The organism is Bacillus sp. ISL-4, assembly GCF_018613275.1.
Lineage (GTDB): Bacteria > Bacillota > Bacilli > Bacillales > DSM-1321 > Peribacillus > Peribacillus simplex_E.
In genome coordinates this window covers 1-13,931 of sequence record NZ_JAGGQN010000023.1, presented here as the reverse complement: position 1 = coordinate 13,931, position 13,931 = coordinate 1, and the positions used below count along the sequence as shown (strand labels likewise).

14 protein-coding genes are annotated in these 13,931 nt (G+C 36.9%); 9 read left to right on the top strand and 5 right to left on the bottom strand.

Annotated elements, in window-relative coordinates:
- Nucleotides 1-12: 12 nt before the first annotated feature.
- Both J7J00_RS17145 and J7J00_RS17140 read left to right on the top strand, forming a co-directional pair.
- Entirely contained in the window at nucleotides 13-876 is an 864-nt protein-coding gene (locus J7J00_RS17145) for a LysR family transcriptional regulator (RefSeq protein WP_034313052.1), read from the top strand.
- 249 nt (nucleotides 877-1,125) lie between these two features.
- The gene (locus J7J00_RS17140) at nucleotides 1,126-2,436 is read left to right on the top strand and encodes a CitMHS family transporter (RefSeq protein WP_214792670.1); all 1,311 of its coding nucleotides are present in this window, start codon (nucleotides 1,126-1,128) and stop codon (nucleotides 2,434-2,436) included.
- Between the two features lie 93 nt (nucleotides 2,437-2,529).
- On the opposite strand, the gene yyaC is transcribed toward J7J00_RS17140, so the two are convergent.
- The 3 genes from yyaC to J7J00_RS28185 form a co-directional block, all read right to left on the bottom strand.
- A complete protein-coding gene (gene yyaC, locus J7J00_RS17135) occupies nucleotides 2,530-3,063 on the bottom strand; it encodes a spore protease YyaC (RefSeq protein ID WP_214792610.1) in 534 nt (177 codons plus the stop codon).
- Nucleotides 3,064-3,594: 531 nt separating this feature from the next.
- Nucleotides 3,595-4,428, bottom strand: a complete 834-nt coding sequence (gene xerS, locus J7J00_RS17130) for a tyrosine recombinase XerS (RefSeq protein WP_286201429.1) — start codon at nucleotides 4,426-4,428, stop codon at nucleotides 3,595-3,597.
- A 35-nt stretch (nucleotides 4,429-4,463) separates the two neighbouring features.
- Nucleotides 4,464-4,637: a hypothetical protein gene (locus J7J00_RS28185; RefSeq protein ID WP_286201428.1), complete on the bottom strand. Its 174-nt coding sequence runs from the start codon at nucleotides 4,635-4,637 to the stop codon at nucleotides 4,464-4,466.
- Nucleotides 4,638-5,210: 573 nt separating this feature from the next.
- On the opposite strand from J7J00_RS28185, the gene gloA2 reads away from it, so the two are divergent.
- From gloA2 to J7J00_RS17100, 6 genes are all read left to right on the top strand, one after another.
- A complete protein-coding gene (gloA2, locus tag J7J00_RS17125) occupies nucleotides 5,211-5,597 on the top strand; it encodes an SMU1112c/YaeR family gloxylase I-like metalloprotein (RefSeq protein WP_214792606.1) in 387 nt (128 codons plus the stop codon).
- 422 nt (nucleotides 5,598-6,019) lie between these two features.
- Nucleotides 6,020-6,181, top strand: a complete 162-nt coding sequence (locus J7J00_RS17120; protein WP_214792603.1) for a hypothetical protein — start codon at nucleotides 6,020-6,022, stop codon at nucleotides 6,179-6,181.
- Nucleotides 6,182-6,233: 52 nt separating this feature from the next.
- A complete protein-coding gene (locus tag J7J00_RS17115; RefSeq protein WP_309487194.1) occupies nucleotides 6,234-6,926 on the top strand; it encodes a DUF1796 family putative cysteine peptidase in 693 nt (230 codons plus the stop codon).
- 365 nt (nucleotides 6,927-7,291) lie between these two features.
- Complete coding sequence (locus tag J7J00_RS17110) at nucleotides 7,292-8,353, top strand: ABC transporter substrate-binding protein (RefSeq protein WP_214792597.1); 1,062 nt, start codon at nucleotides 7,292-7,294, stop codon at nucleotides 8,351-8,353.
- A gap of 27 nt (nucleotides 8,354-8,380) precedes the next feature.
- The gene (locus tag J7J00_RS17105; RefSeq protein WP_214792594.1) at nucleotides 8,381-9,196 is read left to right on the top strand and encodes an ABC transporter ATP-binding protein; all 816 of its coding nucleotides are present in this window, start codon (nucleotides 8,381-8,383) and stop codon (nucleotides 9,194-9,196) included.
- Between the two features lie 20 nt (nucleotides 9,197-9,216).
- Nucleotides 9,217-10,041 (top strand): ABC transporter permease, encoded by an 825-nt coding sequence (locus J7J00_RS17100; protein ID WP_214792591.1) that lies wholly within the window; start codon nucleotides 9,217-9,219, stop codon nucleotides 10,039-10,041.
- 64 nt (nucleotides 10,042-10,105) lie between these two features.
- Here the strand turns inward: J7J00_RS17100 and J7J00_RS17095 are convergent, their stop codons facing one another.
- The gene (locus J7J00_RS17095) at nucleotides 10,106-10,264 is read right to left on the bottom strand and encodes a hypothetical protein (protein ID WP_214792588.1); all 159 of its coding nucleotides are present in this window, start codon (nucleotides 10,262-10,264) and stop codon (nucleotides 10,106-10,108) included.
- Between the two features lie 417 nt (nucleotides 10,265-10,681).
- On the opposite strand from J7J00_RS17095, the gene J7J00_RS17090 reads away from it, so the two are divergent.
- The gene (locus J7J00_RS17090; protein ID WP_214792585.1) at nucleotides 10,682-11,578 is read left to right on the top strand and encodes a DMT family transporter; all 897 of its coding nucleotides are present in this window, start codon (nucleotides 10,682-10,684) and stop codon (nucleotides 11,576-11,578) included.
- A 175-nt stretch (nucleotides 11,579-11,753) separates the two neighbouring features.
- Here J7J00_RS17090 and J7J00_RS17085 read toward each other — a convergent pair whose 3' ends face one another.
- Complete coding sequence (locus J7J00_RS17085; protein ID WP_214792580.1) at nucleotides 11,754-13,538, bottom strand: laminin G domain-containing metallophosphoesterase family protein; 1,785 nt, start codon at nucleotides 13,536-13,538, stop codon at nucleotides 11,754-11,756.
- Nucleotides 13,539-13,931: the final 393 nt, after the last annotated feature.

The window sequence follows — 13,931 nt, the reverse complement described above, 5'->3', positions numbered from 1 at the left end:
GGAGATGGTTAAGTGGACGAAAAAGATTGGATTGCGATAAGGGTACTATATGAAGAAAAAAACATTAGCCGTGCCGCAGAGCGTTTATATATATCGCAGCCGGCGTTAACGTACCGGCTTAAAAATTTAGAAAAAGAATTTAGCACGAACTTATTTTTCAAAATAAAAGGAGGCATTGAGTTTACTTCCGAAGGGATACATTTAGCGGGCTATGCGGAAGAAATGGTGAAAAAGTTGCAAAAAACGAAAGATTATATGCTGAATATGAAAAATGAGGTAAGAGGAACGTTAAGGCTTGGCGTTTCCAGCAACTTTGCCCAATATAAACTACCAGAAATATTGAAAAAGTTTTCAACACAATATCCTCATGTACAATTTAATGTGAATACAGGCTGGAGTACAGAAATCATGCATCTTCTGGATTCATCTAGTGTTCAATTAGGCATTCTGCGTGGAAACTATGAATGGTATGGAATCAAATCGCTACTGCATAAAGAAAGACTTTGTTTAATTTCTAAGAAAGAGGTAGACTTGGATAATTTGCCAGAACTTCCATTCATAAATTATAAAACCGACAGTTCTTTAAAAAACTTAATAAATGGCTGGTGGCATGATAGATTCCCGGAGCCACCATTTGTAACTATGGAAACAGATCGGCAGGAGACGTGCAAAGAGATGGTCAAAAATGATCTTGGTGTTTCTATTCTGCCGGAAATATGCCTGCAGCCTTCAGATAACTTGCATACATACGGGTTATCCTACAAAAATGGGAAGCCGGTGTTAAGAAATACATGGTTAATGTATAACCAGGATTCTTTAAAACTCTCTACTGTCAAAAACTTTATTGATTTCTTGAATAAAAATTCCAATCTTTAACGAAAAAGCACAATGAAATTATTGAAAATTTCATTGTGCTTTTTCGATTTCTTAATTTAATAAAATGGATTATAAGTTTTTTTTTCGAAAAAGTACAAAAAATATGTATTTCACTTATTTAATGATATGAACTATTCTAAAAATAGAAAACAAAGCAACTGGGAAACAGAAAATATTATGTAATATTTTTTAACTATTCAAACTTTTTATTTGATTTGTAAGCGGTTTCTTTAATAGGAGGGGATTCATATTCTTACGTTACTTGGAATTTCAATGGTCATTGTCTTTACTTATTTAATCATGTCTAAACGGTTATCACCTGTTACTTCTCTTGTGGTCATTCCAATTATCTTTGCATTAATTGGCGGATTTGGTCCAGAGCTCGGAGATATGATGCTCGATGGAATAAAGGTTGTCGCACCTTCAGCCGCTTTGCTATTGTTCGCTATTTTGTTTTTCGGAGTTCTGATTGACGCTGGATTATTTGATCCACTTATTAAAACTATGTTAAAAGCCGTAAAAGGGGATCCGGTTAAAATAGCGATAGGAACAGCAGTAATCGCAATGACCGTTGCCTTAGATGGTGATGGTACCACGACTCATATGATTACGATTTCCGCTATGCTGCCTCTTTACTTACGACTTGGTATGAATCCACTTATTCTTGCCACTATTTCTATGCTGGCTGTCAGTATTATGAGTGGTATGACTCCTTGGGGAGGACCTGCAACAAGAGCAATAGCATCTTTAGGTCTCGATGCAAATGAATTCTTTGTCCCGATTATCCCAACACTATTCGCAGGTATTGCAGCTATTCTTTTTACCGCTTATGTACTTGGGAAAAAAGAGCGCAAAAGGCTTGGTGTTGTTCATATCAAAGCTGTACCTGAAATGAAAGGAGCTCTTGCTGAAGCAGCGGTAGCTTCCGCCATACAAGACGATTTAAAGCGCCCTAAATTAATATGGGTAAATCTTTTGTTGACGCTCACAGTTATGGTCGTTCTTGTAATGGGCTTCGTACCGGTACCTGTGTTGTTTCTAATCGGGTTTGTGCTTGCTTCAATCATTAATTACCCTAATCTAGAACAGCAAAAAGAGCGAATCGTGTCACATGCAGGAAACGCTATAACCGTAGTCACATTAGTATTTGCGGCTGGTATTTTCACAGGGATCTTTTCCGGAACGAAAATGGTAGACGCCATTGCAAATTCATTAGTGGCCATCATTCCGGATTCTTTAGGCTCTTTTTTACCGATGGTCGTTGCGTTCACCAGCATGCCATTTACGTTCGTTTTATCCAATGATGCTTACTACTTTGGTGTTTTGCCAATTCTTGCCGAAGCAGGAGAAGCTTATGGAGTGAGTCCTTTAGAAATTGCCAGAGCTTCAGTACTGGGCCAGCCTGTACATTTCTTAAGTCCACTCGTGGCATCGACTCTTTTACTAGTAGGGATGGTAAAGACAGATATCGGGGAACTACAGCGGTATGCATTTAAATGGGCTCTAATTTGTTCATTAATCCTTATCATTGTTGCTATCTTGACAGGGGCTATTATTTAAGTATAATGTTATCTAATAAATTCTTCGAACTTAAACAAAGTAGGGCTGTGCCAAAACCACTTATTATTAGTGGTTTTGGCACAGCCCATTCTTTTATTTAATTCCAGAAGTCTCGCCAGTAGCTTGAGTAATTATTTTTACGATTGTTTTCGCAAGGTTCATAACCGTGTATAGACGAGTGTCATTTAAAAATTGCATGGTTGGCAGCGGATCTATATAATTGACCATTCCTGTAATATGATAATCTCCCACTTCCGGCAATACTTTTTTTAAAGCTTTCCCCGGGACAAGAGGTCCATCCTTCAAGAAAACATAACCGACCTGGTTTTGATCCCCTAAACAAGCATCCACACTAAAAATAAGAGGCTTTTTGAATTGTTTTTTAATTTTTTTCAACGTGTCTTTTAAATTAAATGCATGAACGGGATTTTCCAAAGTACCGTAAACACGATAAGGCACCGTATGTTCTTTAAGCATTGTCCCGACTAAAGGGCCTAATGAATCCCCTACTGATCGATCTGAACCAATGCACAGAAAGATTACATCTTCATTTTGACATCCTGAAGATTGAATAATCTCTTTGACTTTTAATGCTAAGCAGTTTATTTCTTCGCCTTTTGGTTCCACAGAACAAATTGCTCCTCTTCTTGTAAATTAGACTCATCTTAATTCCCCTTTGTTCGATTATATATACGAACAAAAAAGATATCATGCATGTAAATATAAGCATATGCTTGAGAATGATAGTTCTTTTTTAATTATTAGTATTTAACACTCTGAAAAATGGCAGTAATTCAAAACATGCCCTTTAATTTATTTGGCGAGGAAGTGGGAGTAGGTTTACAACTAGAAAACGGAACGACTTTATTTTAAAACTACAACCAAGTACACCATATACAAAGTTAATTAACATAATCAGCGTTCTAGGAACCTATATAATTGATTTAGAGAGTAGGAGGGGGTTAAGGCTCCTTTTTTATTATACTTTTTTTAGTTTAACATACGCCCTTTGTAATGAGCTATTCTTAGAAATTCTTACAGGCATTTATCGACCTTACCAAGTGGCAGAAGGATAGATGGTATCTTATGATATCTTATGTTTTCATTTCTACACACATACTAAAAAAAGAGAAGACTAGAGAATTTCCTCCATTTCATTTAATCCTTTTCGCGATAATTGGTTCTTCTCTCTCCCATCAGTTTCGCAGCCTTTTTAGCCTTCTCCTGCTCAGGGTTTGTATATAGGGCAGCCGTTGTGGTTGAAGTATGACCAAGTTGAGTCATCAGCAAATGGATGTCACCTGAATGCTCCATTAAGTTCGTCCCATAGGTATGCCTCAATTTGTATGGCGACATCGATTTATTGGACTTAAAGGTCTTCGTATATTTCTTTACTAGAGCTTCAATGGCACGGTTGGAAAGAGGGGTGGCTCCATCATTCATCCTAGTCAAAAAAACATAAGCCGTATCATCATTTGAGCCTCTATAACGTTCCGTTCTCACAGCTAGGTAATCTTTTATGTCTTGCATAGAAGGAGGAGAGACTGCTACTACATCCTTTTTACCACCCTTACGTAAAACGTGTATTTGTTTTTCTTCGAAATCCAAGTCTCGTAGCCCTAAGTTGGATAACTCATTCACCCGGATACCGCTTCCTAAGAAGAGGGATAAGATCGCAAAATCACGTTCCTTGTCCCTTTTAAAATATATGAGTTTTCTGGACTTTTCAGGTAGCTCCTTTTCATAGTCATGCTTCACGAATTCAAGAAACCGAGCATCCTCATCATTGTGGGAAATCTTTGTCGATATTCTGGAAGCACGCGCTCCCAATGTCTCTTTCACTTTATTCACTTCAATTTTCAACATGACATTTCGATAGAAGTAAGGTTCGCCGTCACCGTTTTCTGTCTGAGTCGTTAAATACTTGAAAAGGGAACGTAATGTAGAAATTTTCCGATTGACTGACACCTTTTCCGCTTTTTTTGTTTCCATCTTATTGATAGGGATATTTCTCCGTTCCAAAAATTTTATAAAGGGTTGGCCTCGACTAATTTTAACTTTTCCAGCACCGACAGAGGAATATCCTTAATATGCTCCTGCTCAGCAATGCCTTCAGCTTTCAACCACTCCAAAAATAATTTATTATCAAGAACGTAATTAAAGAGTGGATGCTGACCGGGTATCCAATTTATTATCGACATATTAAACGATTTAGAAAGGCATGGACTTAACCAGCTGTTCCTGTTAATGAACTTGTTGTCTGGTATAGGGCATAGTTTAATGTTTTTTATCATTGTCTCTCCCTTAGGAGAGCACATATTAGCCTTGTATAATATGTACTCTCCTTTTATCTTTTAATAAACTAAACCAACTAAAAATAACCCGACCATACATTCAACAAATGCAATATATATTCATCTCTTTTTCGAGTACGATATAGATCTGTATTAGTCTTTTTAAATTAGCGTTCGGTTAAAATCCAAACATGATTTTGTTATTACTTTTTGAAGGGAATTTGTTCTCGGCACTGTATCGCTTTTTTCGCTAGGAAAAAGGTTGAAGTGTTTGAAATGTATATCAGTTTTTATTTTCTAATGTGCTGCAATTAATCTGAATGTACGAGTGTAAAGACCTATATCCAGGTGAAAGGGAAATGGATGTACCAGTATGGTGCAGTAGATTCCGAAGGAAGCGCTGAAATCTAAGTTTTTATCAATGGATAACTTTGTTAAAATAAATTTTAAAACTAACCAATGTTCTTAGGGAGGAAACAAATGAAGGTAAAAAAAATACATCATGTAGCAATTATTTGTTCCGATTATGAAAAATCAAAAAACTTCTATGTGAATATTTTAGGGTGTGATATCGAGAATGAAACATATCGGACAGAAAGGAAATCGTATAAATTGGATCTAATGGTTGGAGGGGAATATCAGCTGGAATTGTTCTCTTTTCCTGATAGCCCCAATCGTCCAAGTTATCCTGAAGCAAGAGGGCTTAGGCATCTTGCCTTTGAAGTGGATGATATTAATCAAGCGATTGAAGATTTAGAAAAAGAAAACATTCCAGTCGAACCTATCCGTGTTGATGAGTTAACAGGAAAAAGGTTTACTTTTTTTTTCGATCCGGATGATTTGCCTCTTGAAATATATGAAAAGTAGCAATTACAAGCTTAGTAAGGAAAATGCTTGAAGCTTTAGGGCATGAAGTTTTTTGAGGGGTAAAACTTTGGGAAGGGAAGAAAACTCTTGTTAATTTGGTTAAATTCAATAGCTGAAAAGAGGTTGAAATACAATATCGCTACACTAGTGTCATTCGGTAGATTCACGATTCCAGCACTATTTAAAAAGGTTATTGACCCTACAATAAAAGGTGGAACGGGAACAGTATTTAGATTAGTCATTCACTTCTCCGTTAATTTAGTTTGCATTTCCCATAATTCCTTATGCTCCCAACAAGTCCACTTTATCAAAGTAGGGCTTCTTTGATTTTTCATGGACATAAAAAGGGCTGTTAGTAATCTATTAAGTACTATACAGATTTCCAGGAAGCTTCATAAGATATAAAAAAGGAGGTACAAGCAATGAAAGAAAAAATAATTAACGCGGAAAATAACCGTTTCCGCTTAATAACAGGTACATTTCCTGATAAAGAAACTGCCGAAATAATGGCTGACGAACTGAAAATTCGTTATGGCTGGATTGTCTATATAATTCCAGAACAAAGTGAAAAAGACTGGAAATAAAATTAGTTACCTACCATAAGGATTTGATGAAATAGGGAAATTAGTAGAGAGGATGACTGAATTGAAATTACAAGATATAAAAGGATCTTATGATGTAATCATTAGTCTTGGCAGTTGGTGTGGACCTTCCCTTAATTTAAGGAGGCATAATTTAAGGCGGTTTTCATTTCCACTTGATTGGGTCGTTTCTAACTCACTCCCGGATGTAAGCAGATTATTGAAGAACAGATTTGCCGGATTTATGAATGTAAACAAAATGAAGCAGGTAGATGGCATCGCTTCTTATCTTGATGATGGAGATGTGGTTTTTTCTGGAGAAGGCGGTAAGCAACAAAACGCGCATTTTATCCTAGATACCTATTATAATATTATTTCAGTCCATGATTTTCCGATAATACCTAATCAAGATTGGACTCATCTTTACCCTGCGTACAAAGAAAAACTTAATTACCGAATAAATAAGTTTATTGAAAAAATTTCAAATAGCAAATCCGTCTTATTTGTAAGATGGGGGCCAGTTACCGTTCGCGATGCAATTGAATTACAATCCGTCTTATCCGAAATGATACCGGGGAATTTCAATATCCTCTTCCTTGATCCAATAGCAGGGTTAAAAGGTGTTAATGAAGTCGACTGGGGAATCAAAGGCATTTGTACAATGCAAGTACCAAGCGATGGTCCTAATGATGATTCTATGTGGGATTATGTTTATAATGGACTGACCTTAACGAAAACATATTCTTAGTATTGATTTTGCTTCTTTTATTCAAACTTTTAAATTTGGTGAGGCATTAATGGACTGACAACTTAGTCTTTTTCGTTTTTTGAAGGATGAAACAGAAGAGTTATTTTTACTGAAGCAGAAAATTTTATCTTAAGAGTTAAAGGACACTCATGATTCTAAAAGAGTGTTTTTTTTGTTCAGTAATCCGTTGAATTATCTAAATTTTCCAAAATTACAATTGACCATACCAGGACAGCTGATTTAGAATTGATATGTATATGAAATTATGTTTGGTATATAAAACAAAAATAAGGAGGAATAGTAATATCTTTGTATGGACAATTTTCAATTAACTAAAAATATATCTGATTTAGGAGGTAAGTAATATGTTTAAGAATAAATTGGCGTTCGTTCTGCTTTGTTTGGTGTTTATAGTATCTGGATGCAGTTCAAGTGACGAAACTACTACAGAAAATAAGGGGAGTTCAGGAGGGAAAGCGGTAAAGCTTACTTTTACGGAACCTGCACGGTTATTGTCAGTTGCCCCTTTGTATGTAGCCATTGAGCAAGGATTTTTTGAAAAAGAAGGAATTGAAGCTGAGATTGTATCTGGTGGTGGAGGAGCACAAGTAATCGCTTCTGTATTATCAGGAGAAGCTCAGTTTGCGGTATCAGGTCCTCGAAGTATGTTCACTCCTCTTGACAAAGGTGAAGATTTAATGGCGATTCAATCTTTAAATTCAGCGCTAACCTATCAAATTACTCTCTCTAAACAATATCAAAAGAAAAAGAATGTTTCTAAAGAATCTTCACTTGAAGATAGAGTTGCTTCATTGAACGGCGCAACTATTGGTACAAACCTTGTTGGCGATTCTGGAGACGTATACACCCGATATTTAATGCAAATGCATGGTGTTGATCCCATAACTCTTAAAGCCGTCAAATTAGCAGGAGATGGATCGAAGATTGGCGGTATGCAGGAGGGGATTGTTGACGGGGGAATAGCATCACCTCCAATGGGTTTACAAGCGGAAAGTAAAGATGTTGGTGAAATTGTAATTAATACAAGTGAAGAGCCAATGTATGGGAATATGGTCTGGGAAGCTGTTTTTGCTAAAAAAGTATATTTAGAAGAAAATCACGAAACATCTTTGAAAGTAGTTCGGGCAATAGGGAAAGGTATGGAATTCACACGTAATCATCCAAGAGAGGCAGCCGAATCAATCGTATCTTATTTTGATGGAATTGATGTTGATATTCTAGAGGAATCAATTATAGGATTGAAAAACACTTTTAAAGGCTATGGAGAAATGAATCAAGAAGCTTGGGATAATGCCCAGGATCCATTAGTTGAATTTGGCAAGTTGTCAGGCGTTTCTACTAAACAGGATACTACTGAAGATGTTATTTGGACAAATAGTTATATAGAAGAAGCTTTTAAAAAATAATTAGCTAGAAAGTAGATGATAGTCAAGATGGAAAATGCACAACTTGAAAAGTTCAAATTGTCCACTCGTTTTTTGGATGTTACTTACGTAAACAATAAAACTGGTGCAGAAGTGATTGCCCTGCAGAATATAAACTTAAATATCAAAGAGGGTGAATTTATATGTATTGTAGGGCCGAGCGGCTGTGGAAAAACCACTTTTTTAAATACTGTAGTTGGATTACTGAAGCCGAGTAAGGGAGAAATTCTATTAGATCAGCAAAAAATTGATGGTCCCGGCAAGGACAGGGCAATGGTCTTTCAAAACCCTAGTCTATTACCTTGGAGAACAGTTTTGGAAAATGTTCTCTATGGAGTTGAACTGCAAAAGCAAGTAACCGCAGAGAAAAAGAAAGAGGCCAAAGAATTTATTGAAATGGTCGGTTTAAAAGGTTATGAAAATCATTATCCCCACGAATTGTCAGGAGGGATGCAGCAAAGGGTAAACTTGGCTCGAGCATTAACGGTAAACCCGTCATTACTATTACTGGATGAACCATTTTCGGCATTAGACGCACAAACCAGGGAATTTATGCAAGGTGAGTTACTTAGAATATGGGATGAGACAAAAAAGACAAGTCTTTTTATTACACACCAAATTGATGAAGCGGTATTTTTAGCTGATAGAGTTTTTGTTTTTGGGGCAAGACCAGGACGTGTAGTGGAGGTTGTGGATGTTGATATACCTAGACCTAGAGATCTCCGCGTGAAGCGTAGCCCGGAATTTTTAGAGTTTGTAGATCATATATGGTCCATTATTGAACAGGAGTCTTCAAAACAAGGTTTCGATAATAAAGAAAAATAATAAAGGGAAAGGAGAATAATATGACGAAGGGTACTATCCAACTTACACAATCAAAGCAAAAGATAAAAAAGGCGAAGAAAATAAAAAAAGAAAAGAAGTCATTTTTTATCAGTGTTGCTTCTGTTTTTATATTTCTGTTGCTTTGGGAAGTAGCTTCTCAAAATGAATGGATAAATCCATTGTTCATTAGCTCACCAATTGAAATTGCCCAAGCGGCAGTTATAATGGTCCAAGAAGCTTCTTTTTGGGAAAATATGAAAGTAAGTGGTTACGAATTTATTGCAGGCTTTGTTTTAGCCATACTTTTTGGAATTCCAATTGGTGTGTTATCGGGCTGGAATTCTAACTTTAATGCAGTCGTTAACCCTTTCATTTCAGGATTATATGTAACCCCTAAAGTCGCCCTTTTACCAGTGATCATAATTGCATTCGGAATAGGACCAGCATCAAAAATTGTTATAGTCTTTTTGATGGCCTTCTTTCCAATAGTGATGAGCGCTCAAAAAGCTATGCTAACATTAGATCAAAACTTAATAAAAGCAGCAAGAACATTTAGTGCAAGTGAATTTCAAATTTTTAAAACAATCGCTTTGCCTTCGACGGTACCATTCCTTTTAAACGGTATTCGCTTAGGTATTGGTCAAGGATTAATTGCTGTAGTTGTAGGTGAATTATTCGCTTCGACAGCTGGTATCGGATATCAATTGACAAGCAATGGTCAAAATCTACAAACAGATCGTATGTTTGTTGGAGTGTTGGTCATTACGATTACGGGAATCATTCTTACTTCATTATTAGGCATTATTGAAAGACGCTTTTCATCTTGGAAACCAGAGAATAGATAATTAAATTAATTATGCAGACTGTAGCCAAACTCAATGAAAATCGAGTTTGGCTACAGTTTTTTTATTAAAAAACGTTCCAGTTGATTTCAGAAATCCGCTCCCTTTCCGCCGACTGTCTGCCAAGCCTCCTTGCCGCAAGCGGCTGCGGTGTCTCGGCTAGCCAGTAATTCGGCAGGAGTGTCGCAAATTCATCAATCCAATAAGGATTACAGTGAAAAAACATTAAGGATAATCCAGTCTTGTTTAAAAATTTAGGTAGAACCCAGTTTTTAGGGTTTGTACAATTTGAACGTTGCCTCCAGGAACTCCCTTTCCGCAGGCGGTCCGCCCTCGGTTGCGGGGTCTCCCCTGGACACGCTTTTCCCGCAAGAGTCTCGCACATCCGCTCCAATAAACTTTGTTTTAACTTTTAGATAGAACTTTTTGGTTTAGCATGCTTTTCAAACCTAATCCATCTTTAAATGAAGATTTCCAACCCAATCCCATATGGAATAGAATTTCTTCAGCGATGATTACATCTCAGAATGTATTCTGATTCGTTATTTTACTGTGCCACTTCACAGCGAGATAGAATTTTATTGAAGTTCTCACGTATCCATGATACCTTCAGTTTATAGTGAATGGTTGGGAGGAATAGGTTTTGAACACTAAGGCGTTTTTATTGGCATCTATTACAGTTATTATTTGGGGATCTACATTCGCTGCTATTCGTGCAAGCTTACATGGCGGGTATTCAGCCGGCCATTTGGTACTTGTTCGTTATCTTATAGCATCAGGGATTTTTGTCCTTTATGCTCTATGGCCTGGGGTGAAATTTCGACTCCCGAAAAAAGAGGATTTGCTGAGGATATCGATCCTTGCATTTATTGGTATTAGTATTTATCATATTGGGGTTACATTCGGGGAACAAACCGTTTCGGCGGGAACGGCTGGAATGCTGATTGGTTCAGCACCTGTCTTCATCGCGATCATTGCTGCGATCGTTTTAAAAGAACGCCTCGGCCTATTCGGATGGATTGGTTTAGGTATAGGATTCATAGGGATCACCTTCATAACATTAGGTACTGCAGGCCCTTCCCTGAATATTTCTGAAGGTGCCTTTTTAGTGCTGATGTCTGCTATTGCTTCTGCAGTGTTTTTTGTTTTCCAAAAGCCACTGTTTAGCCGCTATAATCCGATTGAATTGACAGCCTATTTCACATGGATCGGTACAATACCCTTTTTCATATTTTTTCCTGGTCTATTTCAAGAAATTCAACATGCTACAATGGAAGGTCATTTATCAGCGATTTTTGTTGGTATTTTCCCTGCAGCCATCGGTTATGTAACTTGGGCAGTCGCACTATCATTAGGAAAAGCCAGTTCCGTTTCCAGTTTGTTATACCTTGAACCTGTGATTGCCATTTTCGCCGCTTGGGTTTGGCTGCGGGAAGTGCCTAGTACTCTTTCAGTCATTGGCGGCGGAATTGCGATATTAGGGGTTCTTGTCGTTAATGGGTTCGGAAAGTATAAATCAGTAATGAAAAAAGCAGCATGATAGTTGTTTAAACCAACTGGTAAAAATCGCAGCATTTTAAATTCATCATGAAGAATGAACGTTTATCCTTCTTGAACGACTCAACACATAGGAGGGCACCCAATAAAGGAATTCACCCAGGTTGCTGAGATCAATCAGTTACACCTGGGGAATTGTTTTTTTCCTCCTCTTTTAATTACTTAAAATTAAATCTATTTTTAAAGTCCCAATCCAATTTAAATGAATTATTTTCACCTGTTAAAAATTTATAATCGATATAGGATTTTTCTTTTTTAGACATTTCGTCGACAAAGGGCGAATAGGTTCGGAATACCAATACATTTTTCTTTTCATCAAATTCTACAAGTCTTAGCCAGCCATTACCCCCTCGATAATTCGTTTGGTAATTGACCAGCATTTGAATGACATCATTTCCTGCTGAATTTTGTTTTACCCGATGTGCTATCCCAAAATAATGGCCATTAACCGTCATGAACACTTGATTATGGTCCTTTACAAGTTCATCCCAAATCAGTCGGCCATTAGACGACTCGACGGCGATGGTTTTATCATCCTTAACCTTCGGAAATATAATATCATGTGAGACGAGGATTGTCGGTTTATCTTGATGCTGATCTAGAACCTTTTTTGACCATTCCAGGTCTTTATGCAGATTTTTCATATCCACTATTAAAACTAAGTATTCATAACTCCCTGCCTTAGCGATTGCATATGAGCTATACCCAGAGTGAGACGACCCCTTATAGTATTTTTTATTCAAAAAACGCTGCGGCCCATAATGTGTTAAGAAAGGGTCTCCGGCCGCATAGTCATGATTCCCTGCCGCCATCATATATGGAACGTCCTTTTTATCCAAAAGGGAAATGGCCCCGAGGGAATTCTGCCATTGTTTTTCTAAATCACTATCGACAATGTCCCCAACAAATGTATTCATGATGATATTGTTCTTCTTGGTGTTATTGGAAATCCAGTTCATTTGGCTATTAAATATCTCTGGATTTTGGCTTGAATATTTCTGGGTATCTGGTACAAAAAGAAAATTATAATTCTTTTTATTCTTTAGAAAGGGTAAAGCTTTGTTTGATCCTTCGAATGGTTCATCGTCACGGGCATCCTGCACAAGCCATTCTTTTTCGGTTAAAGCCTTCCTAGCAATTCGTAATTCCTGGATATTCCCTTTGAATAGTGCATTAAACTTATTTCCCCACTCAGATGCTCCGATGTTCCAGCCTTTACCATTAACTGCTGCAATACCTATTACTTTTTCTGATTTTCCGTAATCACTTATGCCATTCAAAGTTAAAGTCGTCGTGTTACCATCATTAACAACTGCCAAATGGTACCATTCATCAGCGTTTAAAGATCGAGACCAATTGCTTACATTATAATTTAAATTAGATGGATGACTTGTCCAGTGGATTTTTTGATCACTGGATACAGTTAAAGCAGAAAGAATTTTTCTCTCGCCTTCCATTTTATTAAGATCGGCCGCCTGTCCTTGTCTAGAAAAAAGCCCCATGGCACTCTTGGAATCACTTGGCAACTTAAAAATCGCTTCAATGGTAAAACCCTTATCGAATTTCTCCGAATTGATAGGTGCATTCCTTTTGGTTTTGAAATACCTTCCTGAAGGGGCGTTTTCATAGTTAGCGAACTTCAAGCTATCCACTTTTTCTTGATCATGATAATCTTCTTCAGACCATTGAATCATATTCTTTAATTCAGGTGAGGCAGGATCACCTATCGTCACTAACTCTAAATCGTTTCCATGTTTGCTTGTATCTTCTATAATTAAATTACCTTTATCGATTGAACCGCTTTTAACATGTTGTTTTGTGAATTTCCAATTTGCTACGATATTGCTTCGATTATTTTCAGCAACGGAATCAGCCGATTTGGCAATACCAGGAACAATCATACATAAGAGTGAGAGACCTATTATTGCTTTTTTCATTCTCATAAAACATTCACCCCATTAAATTTTGATTAAGCGATATACATTTATCCTTTTTAACTACCTGGATTAATTTGTAGCGAACTAAGCCTAGGTAGATTCCGTATAGCTGCAATATGGTATAGTTTGCTTATCTTCTCGATAACTTATTAAGGATGGGTAAAAAAGACTTATTCTTTTAAAAGACATTAGGAGATAAGTCCTGATGTGTACAATCTCTTTTGACAACTAATTGTCAAAAGAGATCTAAATCAATATGAAGGGTTTTGTTTGCAGTAATTTGAACTTCAGATGGGGAGGTAGGAAAACAAGCATACTGGTAATTGGAGTTATTGGACAAAACGAAGAAAAAGCAAAAAAAGAGACAGCCATAAGCTGTCTTCAGACTGTAGACAAACT